The 23003-nt window shown below is 64.2% G+C and carries 20 protein-coding genes and 1 tRNA gene; 9 read left to right on the top strand and 12 right to left on the bottom strand.

Translation table 11 applies throughout. The features are described 5' to 3' along the window. Positions 1–66: 66 nt before the first annotated feature. Both HKK80_RS00920 and HKK80_RS00925 read left to right on the top strand, forming a co-directional pair. Positions 67–696 carry an ArsR/SmtB family transcription factor gene (locus HKK80_RS00920; RefSeq protein ID WP_411797730.1) on the top strand — a complete coding sequence of 210 codons (630 nt, stop codon included), beginning with the start codon at positions 67–69 and terminating at the stop codon, positions 694–696. 251 nt (positions 697–947) lie between these two features. After that, entirely contained in the window at positions 948–2042 is a 1095-nt protein-coding gene (locus HKK80_RS00925) for a hypothetical protein (protein ID WP_411797731.1), read from the top strand. A 61-nt stretch (positions 2043–2103) separates the two neighbouring features. Here HKK80_RS00925 and HKK80_RS00930 read toward each other — a convergent pair whose 3' ends face one another. Continuing rightward, on the bottom strand, positions 2104–3087 hold the full coding sequence (locus tag HKK80_RS00930) for a hypothetical protein (RefSeq protein WP_411797732.1): 984 nt from the start codon (positions 3085–3087) through the stop codon (positions 2104–2106). 64 nt (positions 3088–3151) lie between these two features. Beyond that, on the bottom strand, positions 3152–3550 hold the full coding sequence (locus HKK80_RS00935) for a hypothetical protein (protein WP_411797733.1): 399 nt from the start codon (positions 3548–3550) through the stop codon (positions 3152–3154). 223 nt (positions 3551–3773) lie between these two features. Here HKK80_RS00935 and HKK80_RS00940 point away from each other — a divergent pair, with 223 nt between their 5' ends. Next, a complete protein-coding gene (locus HKK80_RS00940) occupies positions 3774–4130 on the top strand; it encodes a hypothetical protein (RefSeq protein WP_411797734.1) in 357 nt (118 codons plus the stop codon). 86 nt (positions 4131–4216) lie between these two features. On the opposite strand, the gene HKK80_RS00945 is transcribed toward HKK80_RS00940, so the two are convergent. From HKK80_RS00945 to HKK80_RS00960, 4 genes are all read right to left on the bottom strand, one after another. Further along, positions 4217–4290, bottom strand: a tRNA-Thr gene (locus HKK80_RS00945). A gap of 11 nt (positions 4291–4301) precedes the next feature. Beyond that, positions 4302–4799 (bottom strand): GNAT family N-acetyltransferase, encoded by a 498-nt coding sequence (locus tag HKK80_RS00950; protein ID WP_411797735.1) that lies wholly within the window; start codon positions 4797–4799, stop codon positions 4302–4304. A 189-nt stretch (positions 4800–4988) separates the two neighbouring features. Further along, complete coding sequence (locus tag HKK80_RS00955) at positions 4989–5303, bottom strand: DUF5785 family protein (RefSeq protein ID WP_411797736.1); 315 nt, start codon at positions 5301–5303, stop codon at positions 4989–4991. A gap of 51 nt (positions 5304–5354) precedes the next feature. Continuing rightward, positions 5355–7847, bottom strand: a complete 2493-nt coding sequence (locus HKK80_RS00960) for an efflux RND transporter permease subunit (protein ID WP_411797737.1) — start codon at positions 7845–7847, stop codon at positions 5355–5357. Between the two features lie 152 nt (positions 7848–7999). On the opposite strand from HKK80_RS00960, the gene priS reads away from it, so the two are divergent. Then, the gene (priS, locus tag HKK80_RS00965) at positions 8000–9160 is read left to right on the top strand and encodes a DNA primase small subunit PriS (RefSeq protein WP_411797738.1); all 1161 of its coding nucleotides are present in this window, start codon (positions 8000–8002) and stop codon (positions 9158–9160) included. Further along, the gene (locus tag HKK80_RS00970) at positions 9157–10512 is read left to right on the top strand and encodes a hypothetical protein (protein ID WP_411797739.1); all 1356 of its coding nucleotides are present in this window, start codon (positions 9157–9159) and stop codon (positions 10510–10512) included. Before priS ends, HKK80_RS00970 begins: the two co-directional genes overlap by 4 nt. Before the next feature lie 168 nt (positions 10513–10680). On the opposite strand, the gene idsA3 is transcribed toward HKK80_RS00970, so the two are convergent. From idsA3 to HKK80_RS00985, 3 genes are all read right to left on the bottom strand, one after another. Further along, complete coding sequence (gene idsA3, locus HKK80_RS00975) at positions 10681–11727, bottom strand: geranylfarnesyl diphosphate synthase (protein WP_411797740.1); 1047 nt, start codon at positions 11725–11727, stop codon at positions 10681–10683. A gap of 224 nt (positions 11728–11951) precedes the next feature. Then, a complete protein-coding gene (locus tag HKK80_RS00980; protein ID WP_411797741.1) occupies positions 11952–12134 on the bottom strand; it encodes a DUF1918 domain-containing protein in 183 nt (60 codons plus the stop codon). Between the two features lie 40 nt (positions 12135–12174). Continuing rightward, positions 12175–13254, bottom strand: a complete 1080-nt coding sequence (locus tag HKK80_RS00985; RefSeq protein WP_411797742.1) for a phytoene/squalene synthase family protein — start codon at positions 13252–13254, stop codon at positions 12175–12177. A 133-nt stretch (positions 13255–13387) separates the two neighbouring features. Here HKK80_RS00985 and HKK80_RS00990 point away from each other — a divergent pair, with 133 nt between their 5' ends. The 4 genes from HKK80_RS00990 to HKK80_RS01005 are packed head-to-tail and all read left to right on the top strand — an operon-like array spanning position 13388 to position 17418. Further along, positions 13388–14488 carry a branched-chain amino acid ABC transporter permease gene (locus HKK80_RS00990; RefSeq protein ID WP_411797743.1) on the top strand — a complete coding sequence of 367 codons (1101 nt, stop codon included), beginning with the start codon at positions 13388–13390 and terminating at the stop codon, positions 14486–14488. Continuing rightward, positions 14485–15858 carry a branched-chain amino acid ABC transporter permease gene (locus HKK80_RS00995; protein ID WP_411797744.1) on the top strand — a complete coding sequence of 458 codons (1374 nt, stop codon included), beginning with the start codon at positions 14485–14487 and terminating at the stop codon, positions 15856–15858. Before HKK80_RS00990 ends, HKK80_RS00995 begins: the two co-directional genes overlap by 4 nt. Continuing rightward, the gene (locus HKK80_RS01000) at positions 15851–16675 is read left to right on the top strand and encodes an ABC transporter ATP-binding protein (RefSeq protein WP_411797745.1); all 825 of its coding nucleotides are present in this window, start codon (positions 15851–15853) and stop codon (positions 16673–16675) included. Before HKK80_RS00995 ends, HKK80_RS01000 begins: the two co-directional genes overlap by 8 nt. Beyond that, a complete protein-coding gene (locus tag HKK80_RS01005) occupies positions 16672–17418 on the top strand; it encodes an ABC transporter ATP-binding protein (RefSeq protein WP_411797746.1) in 747 nt (248 codons plus the stop codon). Before HKK80_RS01000 ends, HKK80_RS01005 begins: the two co-directional genes overlap by 4 nt. 23 nt (positions 17419–17441) lie before the next feature. Here HKK80_RS01005 and HKK80_RS01010 read toward each other — a convergent pair whose 3' ends face one another. The 3 genes from HKK80_RS01010 to HKK80_RS01020 form a co-directional block, all read right to left on the bottom strand. After that, positions 17442–18656 (bottom strand): ABC transporter substrate-binding protein, encoded by a 1215-nt coding sequence (locus tag HKK80_RS01010; protein WP_411797747.1) that lies wholly within the window; start codon positions 18654–18656, stop codon positions 17442–17444. Positions 18657–18803: 147 nt separating this feature from the next. Next, positions 18804–20690, bottom strand: coding sequence for a cation:proton antiporter (locus tag HKK80_RS01015; RefSeq protein ID WP_411797748.1), 1887 nt, complete (start codon positions 20688–20690; stop codon positions 18804–18806). 180 nt (positions 20691–20870) lie between these two features. After that, entirely contained in the window at positions 20871–22982 is a 2112-nt protein-coding gene (locus HKK80_RS01020) for a thioredoxin domain-containing protein (RefSeq protein ID WP_411797749.1), read from the bottom strand. Positions 22983–23003: the final 21 nt, after the last annotated feature.

Here is a 23003-nt window from a genome sequence, read left to right on the forward strand (position 1 = left end):
CGGTCACTCAAATCGCGTTTTGAGCCAAGGACGCACGCAAATAGTTCCACCGCAAACGACGAGAGGATGGCGGATCTCATCGAGCGACTCCAACAGCGATCGGGTGAGGCGACCCCACAGCCGCGGATCATCAAGATGGACGACGACGCTGCCGAGGAGACATTGTCAGCGCTGTCGCCGGCCACACGCCGGCAGCTCTACCGCGCGCTGTTCGTGGAGCCCCAGACAACCTCCGAGCTTGCCGAGACGGTCGACAGCTCGATCCAAAACGTCCAATACCATCTTGAAACGCTCGAAGACGCCGGGCTCGTCGAACCCATCGACACCGTCTACTCCGGGAAAGGCAACGAGATGACCGTGTTCGCGCCCGCCAGCGATCCGCTGATCCTCGTCGGCGACAGCGATCGGCTGCCGGCGATCCGAGAGTCGTTGCGCAACGTTGTCGGCGGGTTGGCTGTGTTGGGCGTGGCGAGTTTGCTTGTCCAATGGGTTGTTGCCCGCGAGTTCGCTGTCCGCCCCCAGCCCCGCGACGCCACGACGATGACGGCCACCGAGGATGTTGCGATGGAGACAGGCGAGGCGGCCGCCGAACCGAGCATCGAGTGGCTCATCATCGAGGTGCTCGAACCCGGGCTGGTGTTTTTTGTTGGGGCCCTTGTCGTCGCCGCCTTCGTCATGTGGCTGCGTCGCCCGTGAGCGAGCGCCGGTTACAGGCGGCTTCGCGCTGTGAGGTACAGGCGGCTTCGCGCTGTGAAATCCCCCGCCGCGGTTTATCGGGGTTGTGGACACAGGGGTATCTGTGCAACGACGTTGCCCTCCACGATACGTTGGATATGACACGCGAGTCGCCAGCAGCACCGACACGATAACAGATCGACTGACCGTGATCAGCCGACGAAGACGACAGTGGACGACTGACCGCAGCAGCGAACGGCTGGGGGCCAGCGATGGCGACGACTGAGCGGCTTCGGGCGGCCGGCGGTACCACAAAGCGGTATCTCGCCGCCCTCGGCGCCGGCGGCTGGCTGAAGCTCGGTGCGGTTGTCCTGCTGTTTTCGATCGGTGCCGGCAGCGGGATGAACCTTCTCGGTGTGTTCGGCTCGAACCCGTCGGCCGGAACGATCAACTGGCAGGGGGTCGCCGGGGCGACAGCCCTCGCGCTGGCGGTCGTCGCCGTCCTCGGCTATATCGCCGCCGTCGCCGACTTTGTCTTTGTCGCCTCGCTGCGCTCCGGGCGGCTCCCGGTGCGGTCGTACGCCAAAGCGAACCTTCGGCGCGCCGGATGGCTGCTGGCGTTTCGGGCGGCCATCGCCCTTGGCGCGATAGCCATCGTCGCCGGGGTGGTCGCTGCAACGATCGGGCTCCCGCCGTCTCCGACAACCGATCCGAGCCACGGTGAGAGCCTTCTCATCGGGCTGGCCGCGGCCGTTGCGGCCATCGGCTGGCTCACCGTTGGGACGCTGACCAACGCTTTCGTGGTGCCGATCATGCAGTACGAGCATCGCGGCCCGCTGTCGGCCTGGCGGCGGTTCACTCGTGCGATCACCGGCCAGTGGGCCGCCGTCGCCGTCTTCCTGCTTATCGCCGTCGTGATCAGCACGGTGGTCGGGATCGGGCTGTTCATCCTCAGCTTCGTTATCTGGTTTGTTGGCGGCTTGCTGCTCGTTGGCGGTGGCGTCCTCGTCGTCGAAAACGCCCCCGCGCTCGAACCGCTCGTGGCGGCAGTGCTCGTCGCCGCCTATCTTGGCTACCGGTACGCTGTTGCTGTGCTCCGAGCCCCCGTCCGGAGCTATCTACGATACTACGCGCTGTTGTTGCTTGGTGACGCCGAGCCCGCGTTGGCGATGATCACCGACGAACTCACCGGCGGGAGCGATGGCGACGATGGGGCTGGCACCGACACGCCCGCTGGAACCGACAGCGATGGCACCGAGACGGACAAGACGAGTGAGAAATCAGACCACGGTGCTGACGCCGCCACTGAACGTGATTCCAGTGATGACGCCGGCATCGATGCGGATGACACACCCAGCAACGAGTAGCTTCAGAGAGCCAAGATCGACGCACGGATAAATCGGCGACGCACCGATAGATCGGCTCGACCTACAGCTCCTCGACGGAACGGAGCTGATCGGCGTACTCCGACATCCGGACGAAATCGATCCGCACCCAGTAGTCGGTGCCATCGTAGCGGGTGAGCCATTCGCCCTCCGACGCATACGGCATGAACAACGCCGGCTGGCTGACAAACCGGTCGGCGACACCCTCGAAGACCCCGTCTTCCACGTCGTCGAAGCTACCCTTGTAGAAGGAGCCGTCATCGATCACCATCGCAAAAAAGTCGCGTTCGGCGTCGCTGAGGCCGGTCAGTTCGAACCGATGGGTTGCGCGGATATCCCGTCCGAACGCCGCCAGGGAAGCCGCGCGCTCGGTTGCCGTATAGGCAAACACATCGAGTGAGACAGTCGTTGGTTCGACCGCCACCGTCACCGGATGGCCGTCGACACCGATCGTCTCGTAGTCGGGTTCAGGGACGAGCACCGACGCCTCGCGGTCGGCCGGCGGATACCACGCCTGTCGCTCGGGCGACGCCGGAAACGCGGCATCGACCCCCTCGGACTCGTTTGCCTCCTGGATCTGACCGATCAGTCGCGGGAGAAAGTGAAGCCGCTCCCGGTCGACCGCCGGCAGCTCGTCGAAGCTGATCTCGGGGGTTCGGTCGGCGTCGTCCCCATAGACCGTCAGCGAGATGAGATACTCGGTGCGGTCGCGCTGCCGGTCGGTCTCCTGCCACTCGATATCGTAGACCGAGCCGTTGTACCGGACGGGTCGATCGGGCTGATACGGCGGGTTCCCACGGCCGTCCGGACTCGTGCGGTTTGTCCCGCCGGCGACGGTTTCGGCGACCAGTTCGGTCGTCTCGGTGTCGCGGCTGTCCGGTGTGGTCGTCGCCTTGGTTGCGATATCGGTCGCGGCGGATACCGGTTCGACAAACATCGCGGCGTCGGGATCGGCACAGCCGGCCAGTCCGGCGGTCAGCCCGACCGCACAGCCGGCGAGGAGCTTGCGTCTGGAGAGCGAGGGCATACCGTCGAAGGCGTCGCCGTCGGTATAGGTGTACGGCCGTGTTTCCAGCCGTGAAACTCGCCGTTCACTCGTCGGCGTCGTCGACACCGAACGCCGCCAGAGAGGCCTGATCCGGGTTGTCGACGGGGGCAGATGTCGACGCCTCGGCAGGTGTCGGCTGGTTGCTGTGCCGAACCGGCGACGGGGTGTCGCCGCGCGTGATCGTTTCCATCACCGTCTCGGCGATAGTGATCGCTTCCGTGCGGGAGACGCCCTCGGCAAAGATCGGATACACCGGGCCGTAGCCGGCCAACCCCTTGACCGTCCAGGCGTCGACGGCATCGGGGTCGTCGGCAGTAGTCGCTGGCTCGGTCGGCCGCACAAGGAGTGAGCGACCGTCACCGCGGTAGCGGAGGCTGAGATGTGTCGCCAGGTGAGTGCTGACGACCCAGCCATCGGGGCAGGGTGGCGTTGTGTCGGCCATCACCATGCGTACTGCTGGGTGACAACGGGCTCAAAGATATCGGTTTTCCGTCGTTGCTCTCTTCGCGGTGTCAGTTGACACGACTAATCAAGATGCAGATACTCCGACGGTAGCTCTGCTTATCGGGTAACTGCAGGCAGCGCAATCTTTGGTAATGTGATGAAATTCAGACTATAGTGGAATTCAAACAGGTTATATATCCGTAGTTTTGTTATGACTATGTATGCCAACGAAGCAGACACGACGGCGCGTGCTGAAAGCGGCAGGAATCACAAGCGTTGCTGCCTTAGCTGGCTGTACAGGAACCGAAGACAGCGGTGACGATGGGTCAGAAGAGGAGTCTACCGATGATGCCTCCGAAAATGAGACGGCCGACAACGGAGCAGCCGAAAACGAGTCGAGTACCGACGACTCGATGACCAACGAGACGGCGACAAACGAGACCAACACAAACGAGACGGCGACCAACGAGACGGCGACCAACGAGACGGCGACCAACGAGACGGCGACCAACGAAACGACAACCAACGAGACCAACACAAACGAGACGGCGACCAACGAAACGACCGACGACAGCTAAGCCCTCGATAAGATCGGTCTACCTGCGGAATTTTTTGTGTTGAAGTCGCGCAATCCCGCGTCTCGGTTCGAAAACAACGAGAACACAGCTAGGACGGGGATTTGAACCCCGGAAGTCTCGATTACAAGTCGAGTGCATGAACCGCCCATGCTCTCCTAGCGCAGCCGATAGTTAGCCGTCATCCTTTGAGTGTCTATCGTTTTCGAGTCGTTTCCGGAGCTCGATCCGATGGGGGTCGTAGCCGCGGCGATCGTACAACCGCTTGGCAGCATCGTTGTCGGCTAACACCTCGATTGCGACCGTCGAAACGCCGGCTGCCGCCAGTTCGGACTCAGCCGCCGCCAGTAGGCGGCTGCCGATCCCCTCACCTCTGGCGGCCGGTCGCACGTAAAGATGGGTGATCGTCCCTGTCGACTCCGTTTGGGTGTAAGCCCCGTCATCGGGATGAAACATCACAAACCCCTGGATTGGTTCAGCCCGTGCCACCAGAAGGCCATCGGTAACCACATGGTGGGCGATCGTTTCGGTGGCCGCGGTTCGGTTGGCGTCGGCCGCCAGCCGCGAGCCATGCTGACGTTGCTCAGCCGCTAAGGAAACCCAACAGTCGGCGACAGCCGCCACGTCATCGATCGTCGCCGGCTCGATGGTGATCCGGTCGTCGGTGCGCATGGGTGGTTCTCTGCCGGTAGGGAGACCGGCAGCAAGAGTGTTGGCCACGCCGGTGGGGTGATCGGTGCGGCTATCGGCGCGCAACTGCGAGCGCGGTCATTCGGCTGCTCAACACTGTGCGGTGGGCAGTGGAATGACCGATCGCAACGAAGCGTGGCTCGGCGGCGGGTGTGTCGGAACCCCGGTGGTCTACCGCGTCCGGGTGAACTGGTCGGCTCCTTCGTAAAACCAGAGCCCGTTTTCGCGCATCGCGGTGCCGACCTTCTTGTGCATCGTTACGATGTCTTCAAACTCGCTTGCCTCGACGTGCTCGAAGATCTCCCGCAGCGGGACGACCGTCTCGTGGTCGATCCGGATCGGGTCGTCGCCAAACTCATCGACGAACGCCGACACGTCCAGCGGGAAATCTGCCTCTTCGTCGACCTTCTTGGCGATCACAGCATGCCCGTAAACGCGGCGGCCCTCGCTACCCTGCTCACCGTCGGGATCGTGCGGCCAGTCCATACACTGAGATAGCAAGCGGGGAAAGTTAGTCTTACGCTCCGCTGGACGCGCTTACTCCACCGGTGCCGACTCGCCGCTGAGAGCCGTTTTGACCGCGCCGACCACCGGCAGGTCGACCCCTTCCTCATCGGTGAGCCGCGCCCAGACGACGATCGTTGACGGCAACACGAGGATCGACGCGAGAAATGCGTACAGCACGCTCAGCGAGATCAGGATACCGAACGCACCCAACGCGGGGTTGAGCGCGAGGACGAGCACGCCGATCCCAAAGACGGTCGTCAGCATGCTGCCGGTCAGCGCGCCGCCGGTGCCGACGACGGTACGCTGGAGGGCGGGATACAGCCGTCGCTCGTGGTACTCGTCGGCAAAGCGGTGGACGACGTGTACCGCGTAGTCGATCCCGATCCCGACGGCGATCGCGAGGATCGTCCCGTTGATCGCGTTGAACGCCAGCCCGACCGCCCGCATCGAGGCGACGAGTGCGACGACGGTGACGACGATCGGAACGATGTTCACCAGCCCCAGCGAGGGCCGCCCCTCGATCACCCAGTAGGCAAACAGGAGAAACGCCGACGCGCCGATCAGCGTGAGGATCAGGCTCTGGATCACCGATTCGAGAACCAAGGAGAGCGCCTCGTCGAAGATGACAACACTCCCCGTCGGCTGGGCACTGCTCCGGAAGCGGTCGGCCACGTCGTAGGCGTCGGCGGTCACCACGTCGTCTTCGGCCTCGCCGTCGACGGTGAAGATCACCTGCGCGCTCCGTCGATCCTCGCCGAGGAAGCCGCTGAGATCGCTATCGGCGGGCTCTTCCAGTGCGTCGTAGATCTGTGGGAGGTTGTCGTCAGGGATCCCGTTGTCGTTGCGGTCGTTGCGGTTGACGAGTTCGCGGAACTCGGGGTCGCGCTCGGCGCGGGATTCGATCAGCGTGACGATGCTTTGGGTGTCGGCCTGTCGCCGCTCCGAGCGGAACGTCTCGGGCGGGGATTCGGCGGCGCGGTGTAACTCCTCTAAGGCCGAATCATCGGTCATCGACCCCTCGACGTACATCAACACCTGACCGTCCTGCTGGTAGTTCCGGTCGAGATAGTTGTTGATCCGGACGTACTCGAACGCCTCGGGCGGCCGGATCGATTCTGGGAGGTATTGGAGATAGTCGGGTGTTTCCTCGGCAGGCTGGAAGTCATCGGGGCTGAACCCGGTGTCGACGCCGGTCGCGTAGACGCCCGCGCCGGCTGTCGACACGAGAATCAGCAGCAAAAAGACCAGCGGCGCGCGCTTTGAGACGGTGACACCAACCGACAGCAGCCGGCCCAGCAGCGACCGCTCGGAGCCAAGCGGTGTATCCGCAAACGTCGGGATCGGATACCGCTGGCGGGCGCGGTCGACGGTCACCTTCAGCGCGGGGACGAACACCCCGAAGATCAGGAAGGTGAAGATGATCCCGATCGCAGCGACAAGGCCGAAATCCTGGGTCGGCGGGAACGCGCTGACGACGTTTGAGAGAAAGCCGATCGCGGAGGTGCCGACGACGATGGCGAAGGCGACCGACATCTGATCGGTTGTCCGCATCATCGACTCCGAGATCCCCAACCCGGTTACCCGCTCCTCGCGGTAGCGGTTGATCGAGTGAATGCCGAAGTCGATCCCGATGGCGATGAGGATCGGCGGGACGGCGATCAACAGGACGGCAAAGGGGATGCCGACATAGCCGATAAAGCCGAACGTCCACAGCAGCGTCATGATGATCGCCAACAGCCCGATGCCGATGTCGACCGGATCGCGGTAGGCGACCGCGAGGAAGATAATGATGAGCAACAGCGCGGCCGGCAACACGACGCTCGTGGTTGTGCCGGTCGTGTTCGGTGCCGTTCCCTGCACCCAGATATTCGAGGCGTCGTCGGTGACGATGCTTTTGATCCGATCGACCTTGTTCGGTGGGTACGACGAGCCGCCACCGGGCCCGCCACCGGAGCCCTCACCGGGGCCGGCGAGGTGGGTGACGCTGCCGCGACTCGACGTTGCCGATGCCGACTGACGATTGAAATCGTCGCTCAAACTGCCGGTAAAGCCGGCTTCCTCGGCGGCAGCCTCCCGAACTGCGGCATCGATCTGTGTCGGCGTTGCGCGCTCGACGGCTCGCAGCTGTTGTTCCGCCGTCGTCGCATCCGGGTTCAGCGTCGTGGCGACGGTTACCGCCGGTGTCGACACAGAGTCGACACGCAAGGCGTTCGTAGTGATAATCCGCTCGCGGGTCGCCAACATATCGGTTAAGGCGGGCTTCGAGAGGACGTTTCCGGACTCCTGGACGAGTGTCGTACTCGTCGTCACCTCGCTGAACGTCGGGCTGAAATCCTCGTTGATATCCTCGACGGCCTGGAAGGAGGGCAGATCCTCGATGAACTGCTCTTGGCCGCTCTCGGTCGTGATCGAGCCGAGACCGCCGATCATCACCACCGTCACCAGCAGAAAGGCGAGAATAACCGTCTTTGATCGGTTGACGATGACCGAATCAACCCGATCGATCAGCCACTGGTACTCCATCTAAATCTGTTTACTGTTTCTTCCGGCGGCGACCGGATAAGCATGTCTTCTTGGGGCCTCGGTCTCGCCTGAAACCACATAAGCCCGCTGGCCGTGTTTCAGCCCCGGAAACGACAACGTCTATGGGGCGGCCCTGACTACCGCTGGACAGCATGGACGAGCGCACACGGGAATATCTCCGCGGTCGGTTCGCCGACTACTACCGGGCTGTGGAGATCTCACCCCCACCGGCGGCCAACGAACGCGAGTGGGGGCATATCCCGTGGACACCGGGGTCGGGGACGACGATGGTGCGCCACCAATCACAGCTTGATCTCGGCGACATCGGTGGGTTTCTGACCCGCACCGCGCCCCGCCACGTCTACTTCTCGGCGGCCCGCTACGACGATCCGGGGGCGAGCACGATGGGCGCAAAAGGGTGGCGTGGCGCGGATCTCATCTTTGATCTCGACGCCGACCATCTCCCCGGCGTCGACCCGGCTGAAACGAGCTACAAAGAAATGTTGGCGGCCTGTAAGGACGCCCTTCGTCGGCTGCTGTCGTTTCTCGAAGCTGACTTCGGGTTCACCGACCTGGAAATCGTCTTCTCGGGTGGTCGCGGCTACCACGTCCACGCCCGTGCCGACTCGATCCAGTCGCTGGACAGCGACGCCCGCGGCGAGATCGTCGACTACGTGCGCGGCCGGGGGCTCGACACCGATGGGCTCATTCGTGTCGCCGCTGAGGGCGGTGCGACCCAGCGGCTGCTTCGCACCGAGGGTGGCTGGGGGCGGCGCGTCCACGACGCGCTTCGGTCGATGGCCGACGAGCTGCGAGAGCTGCCGGCGGCCGACGCGCTCGACCGACTCACCAGCTTTGAGGGGATCGGCGAGGGGCGGGCGGAAACGATCCTCGGCGCGCTAGAGGCCAACCCACAAGCGATCGAACGCGGGAACATGGAGGCCGGCGGCCCGGGGATCCGGCTGTTGGCCGACGCCTTAGCCGACCGCGTTGTCGAGGAACATGCCGCGCCGATCGACGAGCCGGTGACGACCGACACCCACCGCCTGATCCGGCTGCCGGGCTCATTACACGGCGGCAGCGGGCTGGTCGTCACGCCGATCGACCGCGCGGCACTCGACAGCTTTGAGCCGCTGGTCGATGCGGTACCCGAGCGATTCACCAACCAAGAGATCCCCATCGAGATCGAGACAGCCCAAACGGTGGCCCTCGGCGGCGACACGATTAAGTTAGATGCCGGTGTGCATTCGGTACCGGAACACGTCGGCGTCTTCCTGATGACGCGCGGCGACGCAGCCAAAGCCCCAGCATGAATCTCGACGAGCTCCGCTCCGTACAGTCCAAAGAACGCCAGAAGGATAGCCTCCAGCAGCTGCGCGAATCGTTTTATCAGGATGTTGCGAGCTACATCACGGATCTGCGCGCCGAGCGCGACCGCCGGGCCGAACGTGTCGACAACCCCTTCAGTGATGACGAGGTACAGCGGCTCTCGGATGAGCTTGATACCGCCGAGGAGGTCGCTGAAGCCCTCTATGAGCGACGCGTCGGCAAGGTCGTCAAGCTCGCCTCCTTTGCCGCCGCGGATATGTCCGCCAGCGAGGAGGGGATGACCGTCGAGGAACAGGCACTGTTTGATGATCTTGTCGACCGAATCAAACAGAACAAGGCCTCCGTGCTCGACGTGCTGGCCGGGGAATCAGACGTGTCGTCGCCGACTGATACTGCGGGATCGACTCCGAAGACGACGGGATCGACCGCAACCGAAAGAACGGAATCGACCCCAACCGAAAGAACGGAATCGACCGGCCAACCCAACCCGACCGAGGCGTCGTCGACCGCGGCGGAACCACCAACCATCGGGAACGCGACCACAGAAGACGCCCACCCGACACCACCGGAAGCGGAGACCGAAACAGACGATGTGCTGGCCACCGCGATGGGCGGCGCGGCCGACGCCGAGTCGAGTGCCGACGAGCTCCCGCCGGCTGAGACCCCCGACAGCGGCTCCAACGCCAACGGAACCGACACCAGCACCGATCGAGCCCTCGACGGTACCGGCACGAACACCACCGATGAGGACGGCGTGCCGACGCCGGACGGCGGGAGCACGACGCATCCGCCACAGTCGACCGACACACAGTCGACCCCGAACTCGGGTGCCGGGTCGGATGCGTCGCACTCGAACCGAGCAGGGGCGGAGCCGACAACCGCGGCGACCGACTCCGCAACGACGCCCGACTCGAAAGCGGCCACCACTACGCCGGACGCGGAACCGGCCCGCACCCCCGAGTCGCCACCGCAGACCGGGTCGCAGGCGGCCGGGACGGTATCGTCCCCCGAACCGACTGGCACAGAGTCGGAATCGGCCCACCAGCCGACATCCGAGACAGCAGCCCCGGCAGAAACAGACGAGCGAACGCCGGCCACCGAGCCAACAGCCACCGAAGCCGCAACGCAGCCGTCGACCCAACAGGGTTCCGACCCGACGCGGGAGTCGGCTGCCGATTCGACACCCCGGACGATGGTTCGGATCACCGACGATGTCGGCACAATCTTCGCCGTCGACGAACGCGAGTACACCCTTCAACCTGAGGATATCGTGACGCTGCCCACCACCAACGCCGAGGTGCTCCTCCAGCAGGACGCTGCGACAGAGATCGAATAACGGCTCGCGGCTCCCGGGGTCTACGATCACGTCGGGCTCCCGGGGTCTACGATCACGTCGGGCTCCCGGAGAGTGACGACGCGCTGCCGACGACGATCTACCGGTCGCTACGGGCGGTGCGTCGATCGCTGTCGGCGTCACCGATCTTACCGATCGGTCGCAAAAAACTCAGTAGCCGCGGTCGATCAGGTAGTCGGCGATATCTTCTAACAGCCTGCGGGCCTCATTGTCGGGCAGTACCGACAGGCGTTCCTTCCCGCGTTCGGTCAGTTGCTCGGCCGTCTCGCGAGCGTGTTCGATGCTGCCGGCGGCTTCGAGTTCGGCGACAGCGTCGTCGATCTCAGCTTCCGTGACCGCCTCGACGCTGTCGGTATCGAGCAGCCCGTCGACATCGACGCCCTGCTGGCGGGCGTGGAGCGTGATAAGCGTTTCCTTGTTCTCGACGAGATCGGAGCCGCGCTGTTTGCCAAGCTCCTCGCTTGGGACGGTGAGATCCAACACGTCGTCTTGGATCTGGAAGGCCTGTCCGGTCTCGATGCCGTACTGATACATCGCCTCGACGACTTCCTCGTCGGCTCCAAGCAGTTCGGCGGGGATAGCCGCCGACGCGCCGTAGAGGACGGCCGTTTTGAGCTCAACCATCTCCAGATACTCGTCGGGGAGCAGATCGTCGCGGCTTTCGAAGGCGATATCGAGCGCTTGGCCCTCACAGATCTTCGTACAGGTCGAGGAGAGCCGCCGCATCGCCGCCAGCGCGTTGGCCGGCTCACCACCGGTTTCGGCCATGATCTCGAAGGCCGACGAGTAGAGCGTGTCGCCGGCAAGGATTGCCGTCGAGGTGTCGTACTCGTTGTGAACCGCGGGAACACCCCGCCGGAGGTCGTCGTCGTCCATGATGTCGTCGTGAATAAGAGTAAACGACTGGATGACCTCCAGGGAGACCGCCGCCCGCAGCAGATCGATCTCAGCACCCGACAGCGTCGGAAACGCTCGGTAGTCCGGACTGGTGGGGTCGACATCCGCGAGCGCCTCGCCGGCCAGCAGTGTCACCGTCGGCCGGAGCCGCTTGCCGCCGGCATTCAGAAGGTACCGGGAGGCCTCATACAGGCGTTCGGGCTTTTTCAGCGGGAGCTCCTCGTCGATGGCGTCGTTGATCCGGCTGCGCCGCTCGTCGATGGCTGCCAACACCCGCGATTCGGTCGTATCGGCCGTCATGCGCTCATCACCCTGAGCCGACGGCTCATCCGTCGACCCCCACATATCCGCCGATGGGTACGATAACACGTTCCATAGGTAGCAACCTTCGTTGTCGATTCCGCAGCCGCCGATCGCACCGCCGGCCGGCCACAGCGGCCGCGGGTCGTTGGTATCCGAGCGTTGTGCGTGTGGTGATAAAAACCACATGGGTTGGGCGGTTTCGGCGCGGCCGCCGGTGCCGATTACTCGTCGACCGCTTCCAGGGAGTCCTCGGGGACGCCCGTCTCCTGGCCGTCCTCGAAGCTGATCGTGTAGGTCGCATCGCCGAACATGTTGTCGACGACCTGCGTGATCGTGCCGGTCTCACCGTCGTAGTCGCTGTGTTTGTCGTGCAACACGGCCTCGTCGTCTTTCTCGAAGCTCATATCCGAGATGTACCGCGAGCACCGACAAAAGCGCGTGGATTTAGTCGGCGTTCGAGACGGCTGTATGGTAGGGTTGGGCGGCGATCAGCTCGCGGAGCTCACGCAGGGAGTCGCCGCCCTCCCCGTGCATCGCGGACATCACCGCGCCGACCTCCTGACGGGAGATCTTGACGCCGCGGTCGGTGAGCGCGTCCTCCGGGCGGTTCCGGAGTTCGCGGAGGGTACCGACCGCAAGCAGGAACGGCACCCCCCACGCCGCCATCGTGTTGCCGTGTCGCAGCGGCATCGCCTGCAGATAGCGTTCGGCGTCATCAAGGAACGACCGGGCGTGACCCACCGTCCGGCTGACGACCGACGCCGCCCCGTCGCGGTTCTCCGGGTCGACAACGGCCTCCTGGTCGACACCCTCCTCGTCGAGCCACTCCGCCGGGAGGTAGACGTTGTTCTCCTCGGTGTAATCGTCGTAGACATCCTTCGAGATGTTGACCAACTGCAGCAGGAGGCCAAACTCGACGGCCGTATCGTAGAGCCGCTGGCGGCGGTCGGCGGCGATGTCGCCGCGGGTCAACAGGTTCGTGATCAGCGTCCCAACGGTGCCGGCGGCGTAGTAGCAGTACTCCTCTAGCTCCTCGGCGTCGTCGATCCGGAGCCCACCGCTGTCGGCGTGTCGCTCGACGAACATCGCCATCCCGTCGATCAGCTCCCGAACGGGTGGGATGATCGCCTCCTGTACGTCCGCCGGCAGCTCCTCGAAGGCGGCGACGATCCGTGGGGCCTCCGCAACGACGATCCAGTCGTCGGTGTCGGCCTCGTCGGCCGGCAGCCAGTCGTCGACGGCCGTCCGAAACGCGTCGATATCGGTGTCGGCGTCGGGATCGATCGCCGCATCGTAGGTGCGAAGCAGTGCTGCCTGTGGCTCCGGCGGGATATGGTTGGCATCCTCGATCGTATCGGCGACCCGACAGAGGAGATAGCCCAGACAGATATGTGTCGACATCGGCTCGTCCAACACGTCGATCGTCAGCGCGAACGTTCGAGAGACGCCCTGCACCGCGTCGTGGCACCACGCGAGGTCGGCTTCGGGATCGACGCCAGGGGGACGGGATTCGTGATCCGTCATTCAACTACCAGTCCGTAGGGCGCGGGGCATAAAAAGTCTCTTGGGGTCGACCGGCCACCACCGAGAGCTGATTGTCGACACACAGGTCGTGGGAAGATTCTTTTATCAGCACTCCTGTTCTCCGGGCGAACGAATGGAGCCATACGCACGCGGCCGACGATTACTGCGCGAACAACCCGGGCTCGTCGTGGTCGCAGTCGTCGCCTCCCTGCTGGGTGGCGATCTCCTCGCCAAACTTCTCGGCGGCGGGCTGACGCCGGCGCGGTTCGGCGGCTTCGTCTGGGACGGGCTGGTGATCGGGCTGGTGATCGGGCTGGCCGGCATCGGCCTCTCGCTGACCTACAGCATCCTTGGTTTCGCCAACTTCGCTCATGGCGATTACATCTCGTGGGGCGCGTTCTCCGGCTGGGCGGTCGCCTACCTTCTGGCTGGCATTGACCGCTATGCGGCCGGCGGCCTGCTGCTCATCGGGGCCGGCGATGGCCCCGCACCTGGCGATGTCGGCGTCAGTATCACGAACACCCCGCTCAGCATCGTCGCCGGCCTCGTCGTCGCCGTCGGTTTTACGATCGCCGTCTCGCTGCTCGTCGATCGCCTGGTCTATCGGCCGATCCGGGAGGCCGATGGGATCACGCTGCTCATTGCGAGTATCGGTGTTGCCTTCGCGCTCCGGTATCTCATCGTCTTCTTCTTCTACAGCAGCCGGGAGGGCGTCACCGATCTCAGCCGGGTGCCCTCCTACAGTCTCGGCGGCGTCGTGATCGACGCCCACGAGCTCACCATCGTCGTCGTCGGCCTCCTGTTGATGATCGGCGTCCATCTCCTGTTGCAGCGAACCAAACTCGGCAAGGCGATGCGGGCGATGGCCGACAACCGCGATCTCGCACAGGTCACGGGCATCCCGGTCGAGGGCGTCATCCGAACGACATGGATCCTCGGCGGCGGGCTGGCCGGCGCGGCCGGCTATCTCGTCGTCCTCACACAGGGGACGATTTCCTACGACCTCGGCTGGCTGCTCCTCTTGTTGATCTTCGCCGCGGTCATCATGGGCGGGATCGGCTCGGTCTATGGGGCGATCGTCGGCGGCCTCGTTATCGGACTTGCCAGTCGGCTCTCGCTGATCTGGCTGACCGGCGATCTCTCTAGTTTCGCCGAACCGGTCGCCTTCGGGCTGATGATCTTTGTGCTGTTGTTCCGCCCAGAGGGCATCTTCGGGGGGGTGAGTACCGCATGAGCACCGATCAGTTCCAGACCGGTCGTCTCAAGCAACTCCGCGACCTGCTCGAACGCTCCGATGCCGCGCTCGTCCTCACAGCGATGGCCGGGTTCTATCTGTTCTTTCTCGGGATCGGCGCGATCCTGAACTACAACCTTGCGGGCCTCATCTCGATTCTCGGCCAGGTCACGTTTTTCACCGCGGTGTACGCCCTGGTCGTCCTCGCGTTGAACCTCCAGTGGGGGTACGCCGGGCTGTTCAACATCGGCATCGCGGGCTTCATGGCCGTCGGCGTCTACACGATGGCGATGTTGACCGCGCCGCCGACCGGGTCGCCGCCCGGGCTTGGGCTCCCGCTCGCGGTTGGGGTTGTCGGCGGCATGGTCGCCGCGGCGCTCATCGGCTTTGTCACTGCCCTGCCCGCTCTCCGGCTGCGCGCGGACTACCTCGCTATCGTGACGGTCGCCATCTCGGAGATCATCCGGCTGACCTACAACTCCCCGGCGTTCAGCACATTCACGCTGCCGGGTGGGATCGATCTCGGAACCGGCGGCGCAAGCGGCATCGGCAACTTCCCGAGCAACCCTGTCCGGGCGATCTACTACGCCGATCCGAGCAGCGCGGCCTCGGGGACAACGCCGATCGGGGCGGCCGTCTTCGGGGTCTTCGAGGCGGTCGGCGTCTTCCGGAGTGCTGTCATCGTCGATCTCACCTACGGGCTGGTGCTCGTTGTGGTCGTCTTCCTCGTCTACATCCTGTTGTCCCGGGTCGGCAACTCGCCGTTTGGCCGCGTCCTCAAGGCGATCCGGGAGGATGAGATCGTCGCCAAATCACTCGGGAAGGACACGAATCGATTCAAGATCAAGACGTTCATGCTGGGGTGTGCGCTGATGGGGCTGGCCGGCGTCGTCTGGCAGGGGTTCGGTACCGGCGCGGTCTACCCGCAGGCGTTCCGCCCCGAGTTGACCTTCTACATCTTCATAGCGGTCATCATCGGCGGAGCGGGCTCCAACACCGGCAGCGTCCTCGGCGGTGCGGTGTTCGCCAACCTGCTGTTTCTCCTGCCGCAGTACCTCCCAAACATCATCGAGCAGACGTTTGCGATCCAAGCGAGCCCGAACAACTTCATCGCCGCCATCGCGCCGATCGCCGCCGGCGAGATCGCGCCGCTGTTGGGGTACATACTGAACCAACGGCTGCCGGCTCTCCGGTTTGTTTTCGTCGGGGTGCTGCTGGTCTATCTGATGCAGAACCGCCCCGAAGGACTGCTCGGCCACCGCACCGAGACGGCGGCAGCTGTCGACCTAAGCGAGGGCCACACGCCGGGTGCCGCAACGCAGCCGGATCCGACCGCCCCTGACGAGCCGGGAGGTTCTGACGATGAGTAGCGAGACGACAACTGCCGGTAGTGACACAACTGACGCGGATGGTGACGAACCGCCGCTCCGCGTCGAGAACCTCCGCAAGGAGTTCGGCGGCATCACCGCCGTTGACGGCGCGTCGTTCGAAGTTGCCGACGAGTCGCTAACGGGGTTGATCGGGCCGAACGGCGCGGGGAAATCGACGACGTTCAACTGCATCACCGGGATTCACGAGCCGACCGCCGGCGGGGTGTATTTCAACGGCGAGGATATCGCCGGCCTCGCGCCCAACGTTGTCGCCGACCGCGGGCTCGTCCGGACGTTCCAGATCGCCCGCGAGCTCGCCGAGATGACCGTCCTCGAAAACCTGATGCTCGCGCCGAAGCGACAGCAGGGCGAATCTCTCTATCGGTCGGTGTTGCCGAAATTCAGGGATGGCGTGATCGCGGAGGAAACCGAGCTGCGCGAGGCGGTCTGGGAGTCCCTCGAATTCTTTGAGATCGACCACCTCGCCGAGGAGCAGGCGGGCAACCTCTCGGGCGGCCAGCGGAAGCTGCTGGAGTTGGCCCGCGCGCTGATGACCGACCCCGACGTGTTGCTGTTGGACGAACCGTTCGCCGGCGTCAACCCGACGCTGGAAACGAAGCTGCTCGATCGCATCAATCAACTGCGAGCCGAGGAGGGGTTGACGTTCCTGCTGGTCGAACACGACATGGACATCATCATGGAGCACTGTGATCCGGTTATCGTGATGCATCAGGGCCGCGTGTTGGCCGAGGGAGCACCCGAGGCGATCCGAAACGACGAGCGCGTTGTCGATGCCTACTTCGGTGAGCAACAATGACGGACGTGACTGCGACCACCGAGGTCACGACCTACGAGGACAGCCTGCTGTGCGTCCGGTCGCTGGACGCCGGCTACGGCGATCTCCAGATCCTCGAAAACGTCGATCTCGACGTTGCTGACGGCGAGTACGTGACGATTGTCGGACCCAATGGAGCCGGAAAATCGACGGTGATGAAATCCGTCTTCGGGCTGACGACCTACATGGGCGGGGACATCGAGTTCGACGGCGCGGCGATCGAAGGGCGCCGCCCCGAGGAGATCATCCACCACGGGATCGGCTACGTCCCGCAGTCGGACAACGTCTTCCCGTCGCTGTCGGTCGAGGAGAACCTCGAAATGGGCGCGTATATCCTCGATGCGTTCCCTGACGACGCGCTGCAAGCAGTCTTTGACCGCTTCCCGATCCTCGAAGAGCGACGCGGCCAGAAGGCGGGGACGCTGTCCGGCGGCCAACAGCAGATGCTGGCGATGGGGCGGGCGTTGATGCTCGATCCCGACCTCCTGCTGCTGGACGAGCCGAGTGCCGGCCTCGCACCCGACCTCGTCGAGGACATGTTCGACCGGATCGACCGCATCAACGACGACGGGACGGCGGTTCTCATGGTCGAACAGAACGCAAAACAGGCGCTCAGGCGGTGTGATCGGAGCTACGTCCTCGTCCAGGGACAGAACCGCTACGAGGAAGACGGCGACGCGTTGCTGAACGATCCCGAGGTCAGAAAACAGTTCCTCGGCGGCTGATTCGAGCCGAACTCCGGCGGCCGTTAGGCCGAGAACTCGATGGTGTCGGTGGCCTCGTAGCCGTCCTCGTTGAACTGGAAGACCTCGTAGGTGGCCGCCCGCAGGTCGCCGTTCTCGTCGAAGTCGACCGGGCTGGAGGCACCCTGATACTGGATCTCGGTGCCTTCGGCGGCCATCGCCAGCCCGTCAGCCAGCGTCGATGGCGTTACCTCTTCGCCGCCGGGGTTGGCGACGGCCTGCATCTGCTCGGCGATCGCCGGGCCGCTGCTTTCACCCGCCGCGGCGTTGGCGAGCAGACAGACCGCGGTCGCATCGAAGGCCTGTGAGGTGAAGACGCCGGGTTCGGCGTCGAACTCGTTTTGATACTCGGTCGTGAAGAAGTCCCGACCGGGGCCGGCCGCACTCGGCGCGCTGCCTTGCACGTTCGTCATCGCGTTGCCGACATCGCTCGGCAGATCGCTGTCCTGCAGCCCGTCGGTGACGAGGAACGGTGTCTCGCCGTCGTACTCCGAGTAGTAGTCCCGGAACAGCTGGACACCGCTTTCGGGGTAGCCGACGACGACGACGATATCCGGATCATCGCTCAGGGCTTGGCTCAGCTGTGAGCTGTAGGAGCTTGCACCCTTCGGGAACGACACCTCGTTTTGGACGGTGCCGTCGAACGCCGACACGAAGCTGTCGGAGAGCGCTTGGCCGTAGGAGTTGTTGACGTACATCGTCGCGGCCGTCTCGGCACCCTCGTTGTCGGTGGCGACCTGTGCCAGCACCTGTCCCTGTAAGGCGTCCGACGGCGGCGTTCGCCAGATGAGGTTGTTGTCGTCGAGATCGGTGATTGCCGGCGATGTCGACGCCGGCGAGCAGGCGACCACGTTGTTCGGGATAAAGACGTTTTCGGCGACCTGGATCGTGACCTCCGAGCCCGCCGCGCCCGTCACCGCCGGATAGCCGGCGTCGACGAGCGAACTCGCCGCGGTCTGGCCGGCGTTGGGGTCGGTTTGGGTGTCCTCAACCTGGCTGTCGATCGTAAACTCCGTCTCGCCTTCAAGAAGTCGGATCGGGAGCACCGCGCCGTCACGGATCGGTTGGCCGAGATTGCCAAGGCCGCCCGACAGCGGCATCAAGATCCCCTGGCTGAGCGTGCGAGCACCGCCGCCCCCACCGGCACAGCCGGCGAGAGCGACCGTTCCGCTGACGCCGATTCCTTTCAGCACATCCCGTCTGTCTATGTTGTATGACATATTTACCCACACATACCTAACAGCTCATAATAAATCCCAGGGATAGCTGTGGGGATAACCGGTATAAGCAGGAGGGTGTATGATACGGCGTCCACAGTCACAGCGATCAGATCGGTTTGCGGTCGACGCCCAGTCCAAAGCGGCTCGTTAGTCGTGTGGGTGCAAGCGGTCGATCGCATCGTGGACGGCCTCGGTCTGGCCGAGAACCGTCAGGTGATCGCCGTACTCGACGGCGAGACTGGCGTCGGGAACGGTGTTTTCCTCATCGCGGCTGACTAGGGCGATCATACAGCTTTCCGGGAGTGTCTCGTTGAGTTCGCCGATGGTCTTGCCGACCAACGACTCGTCGGTGACCTCGACCTCCTGGACATCGCCGCTGCGGCCGAGTTCTGTCATCCACCGTGACATCGCCGGCCGCTCGATGAGGTTGTCGATCCCCCACGCCGTCGAGGCCGACGACGAGATCGTCTTCACGCCGAGTTCCTCGAAGGCATCGACGTTCTCGGGCTCGTTGACACGGGTGATGATCGTCTCGGTGTCAAACGTTGATTCCGCAAGCTGTGCCACGAGGAGGTTGGTGTCATCGTCGCCGGTGGCCGCGACAATCGTTTTCGACCGTTCACCGCCTGCTTTGCGAAGCTGTTCAACGTTTGTGCCGTCACCCTCCCGGACAGCGAACCCTTGATTGCGGAGGTCTTCGGCCGCCGACTTTCGTTCCTCGATGAGCACGACGTTCTCGCCGCGTTCTTCGAGTCGTTCAGCCAGTTCTGTGCCGACACGTCCGCCGCCGATGATGAGTACACGCATTGGAATCACCTTGAACCATTCCGCAAGCTGCCGCGCAAAGCCGCCTTCGAAGACGACCGTGAGCAAGATTACCAGAAAGACCGTGCCCGCAAGGATGCTCGCACCCTCCGGGTTCGAGGGTGCTTCCGGCGTCCCAAGCTGGATCGCAAACAGCGTGGCGACGCTGGCGGGGATGATCCCCCGCGGGCCGACAAAGCTCATGAACAGTTTCTCACCGCGGGTGAACCGATCGCCGGTCGTCGATAAAAACACCAACAGCGGTCGAAGAACGAGGGCGACAGCCGCGACAACAGCCAGCCCAGCGAGGCCGAGATCAAGCAGCGTCTCAAACTCGATCAGCGCGGCGAGGGCAATAAAGACGAACGAAAGCACGATGATCGTGATATCGCCTTTGAACTCCTCGATCTCGGCCTCATACGGCAGGCCAACGTTGCCGAGCACGATGCCGGCGGTCGCCACCGCAGCAACGCCGGATTCGGTGACCAGCGTGTCAGCCGTACTGTAAGCCACAATCGCACCGACAAGCGTCAACAGGCGGGCGTTCTGTGGTGTCCAGCCGGTCGGCGTCTGCACACGCGTCAGCAGGAACCACAGCACAGCAGAGATGACGAGGCCGATGAACACACCCACGCTCAGCCGCTCAACGAAATCGGTGAGATACGCTGCCGGCGTCGCCCCCTGGGCGGCGAGGAGTTTGAAGATGACAACCGCCAGAATCGCCGCGGTCACGTCGTTGACGATCCCCTCAGTTTCCAGCGCCGCGGCAACGCGGTCTCGAACCGGCACAACCGCCAAGATCGGGGTGATCACGGTCGGCCCGGTGGCAATGAGCAGCGCACCGACAAGGGCGGCGATCCCCCAGGTGGTGTCGAGAAAGAACCGGACAGCAAGCGTCGTCCCGAGAAATGAGATCGCGGCCCCGATCGTGATCAGCCGGAGCGCTGCGGAGGGTGATTCTCGTAGTTTCTCGATCTTAAGGTGAAACGAGCCCTCGAAGACGATGATCGCAACGCTCAGCCCGACGATCGTTGTAAGGGCGCTCCCGAACACCTCCTGGGTGACAATCGAGAGCCCCTTTGGGCCGACAGCAACCCCGGAGAGAATCAAAAAGAGGACGCTGGGGACACGAAACCGGTCTGCAAGTACCTGTGATGTGACCCCCAAGCCGAGGATAACCGCGACGATCAACAGCAGGTTTGTGTCACCCTCGCCGAGCAGCGGAATCATCGGTTTCCTCCTGTCTGTCGATGCAAACAAGTAGCCATCTACATCTATGTTGCCTGTATCAACCCGTATAAATCGCTTCGTTGCCCGCCGTCAGTCGCTCGCGGTATCGACACCCCGTAGCTCGAAATCGGTCGTGTTGCGGGTGACGACCGTCGCCTCGGCGTCGGCTGCGACGGGGGACTACCGATTCTCTTCGAGCCACTCCAGGGCAGGCGCAAGCTCCGTCTGCGGCGGCGAGCAGGTGAACGACTCGCAGGCATACACCGTCGGCTCGCCGTCGGCGGCGTCGCGGTCAGCCCAAACCGGCGGCGCGCCCTCCAGTCCGAGTTCGTCGAGCCAGCCTTGCAGACCATCTTCGGTTGGTGGCCGGCGGGCGAGCACGACGCCCGGCAGATACCGATCCGCCAGCGTCGCCCGCCAGTCGTCGGGCAGTGCGTCAGCGGCGATGGTAAGTTCCGCGCCACCGTTGGTGTAGCGGTCGGCCGCCAGCGTCAGCGAGACGTGTTGGAGGGGGTTGCCGGTGATCCGGTCGGCGTGTGTCGCCAGTACGTCGCCGGCGATCTCCCGATAGTCGGCGTCGGCGACGAAGCCATCGAGCACACACAGCAGATCGACGGTCGCCCCGAGACTCGACGGCGTCGAGCTATCGGTGAGTTCCTGTGGGCGGGTGACGAGTTCCTCGCCGCTTTCGGGCGTGAAGTAGATCGTACCGTCGTCGGCGTCGTAGAACTCCGCAACGATGGTGTCGGCGAGTTCGAGGGCGATGCCGAGCGGGTCGGGATCACCGGTCGCCTGATAGAGGTCAAACGCCCCACGGGCGAGGAAGGCGTAATCCGCCAGATACCCCTCGCCGGCGGCCTCGCCGTCGATAAACCGCCGCTGGAGGCGGCCGGCGTCGGCGTCGAACAGATGGTCGGTGACGAAATCGAGTGCCTCGCGTGCCGGTTCGGCGTAGTCGGGGTCGAGAACCCGCGCAGCCTGTGCGTACGCCGAGATCATCATCCCGTTCCAGCCGGCCAACACCTTCTCGTCGCGGGGTGGCCGGGTTCGCTCCTCGCGGGCCGCAAACAGCGTCTCGCGGGCAGCGTCGAGTTCGGCTTCGACCTCCGCGGCTTCGAGGTCGTGCTCGTCGGCCAGTTCGTCGACGGTCGCCGAGACGTTCAACACGGTCGTTCCGCGCTCGAAGTTGCCCGAGTCGGTGACACCGTACCGCTCGCAAAACAGCGTCGCCGCCGGGTCGTCAAGCAGGTCGTGAACCTCCTCGGGCGTCCAGACGTAGAACGTTCCTTCCTCGTCGCCGCTGCGGGCATCGAGCGTGCTGAAGAAGCCGCCGTCGGGGTGGGTGAGTTCGCGGTCGACAAAGGCGAGCGTCTCGTCGACGACCTCAGCATACCGCGCGTTGTCGGTCACCTGCTCGCCGGCCAGATACAGCGGCGGTAACCCGGCGTTGTCGTACAGCATCTTTTCGAAGTGGGGTACCGTCCACTCCCGATCGGTTGCATACCGGTGGAAGCCGCCACCGAGGTGGTCGTACAGCCCGCCCGCCGCCATCGCATCAAGGGTCGTCGTCGCCGCGGTGAGGGCGTCGCTGCTGCCGCTGCGGCTCGCCGCGCGCAACAGGAGGTCGATCCGGCCCGGCTGGGGGAATTTTGGGCCATCCGATCCGAAACCGCCGTACTCGTCGTCGACCGAGCGCAGCGCGGTGCGCACCGCACTATCGAGGGCGTCGTCGCCGGGCACGTCGCCGTCACCGTCGTGGGTCGGGGTCTCGTACTTGTCGCGTGCGGTGTCGGTCCACTGCTCGGCGCGCTGTTGCATCTCCGCGCGGTCGTCGGGATCACTCCAGGAGTCGCTGATCTTGTCGAGCAAATCCAGAAACCCTGGCATCCCCCCCTGCGGTTCCTTCGGGAAGTAGGTGCCAATGTAGAACGGTTTGCCGTCGGGGGTGAGCCACGCCGACAGCGGCCAGCCACCGCGGCCGGTGACCCGCTGACAGATCGTCATATAGATGCTGTCGATGTCGGGGCGTTCCTCGCGGTCAACTTTGATCGGCACAAAGTTCTCGTTGAGCCGCTGGGCGACAGCCTCGTCCTCGAAGCTCTCCTCCTCCATGACGTGACACCAATGGCAGGCGGAGTAGCCGATCGACAGAAAGATCGGCTTGTTTTGTTCCGTGGCTGCCGCCAAGGCAGTCTCGTCCCACGGCTGCCAGTTGACGGGGTTGTCCTCGTGTTGGCTGAGATAGGGGCTACCCTCCGCGGCCAGTCGGTTACGACGCAGTGGATCGGTCATGGCTCTCCGTCGGCGCGGCGG

It is taken from the genome of Halonotius sp. F2-221B (assembly GCF_046719765.1).
GTDB lineage: Archaea > Halobacteriota > Halobacteria > Halobacteriales > Haloferacaceae > Halonotius.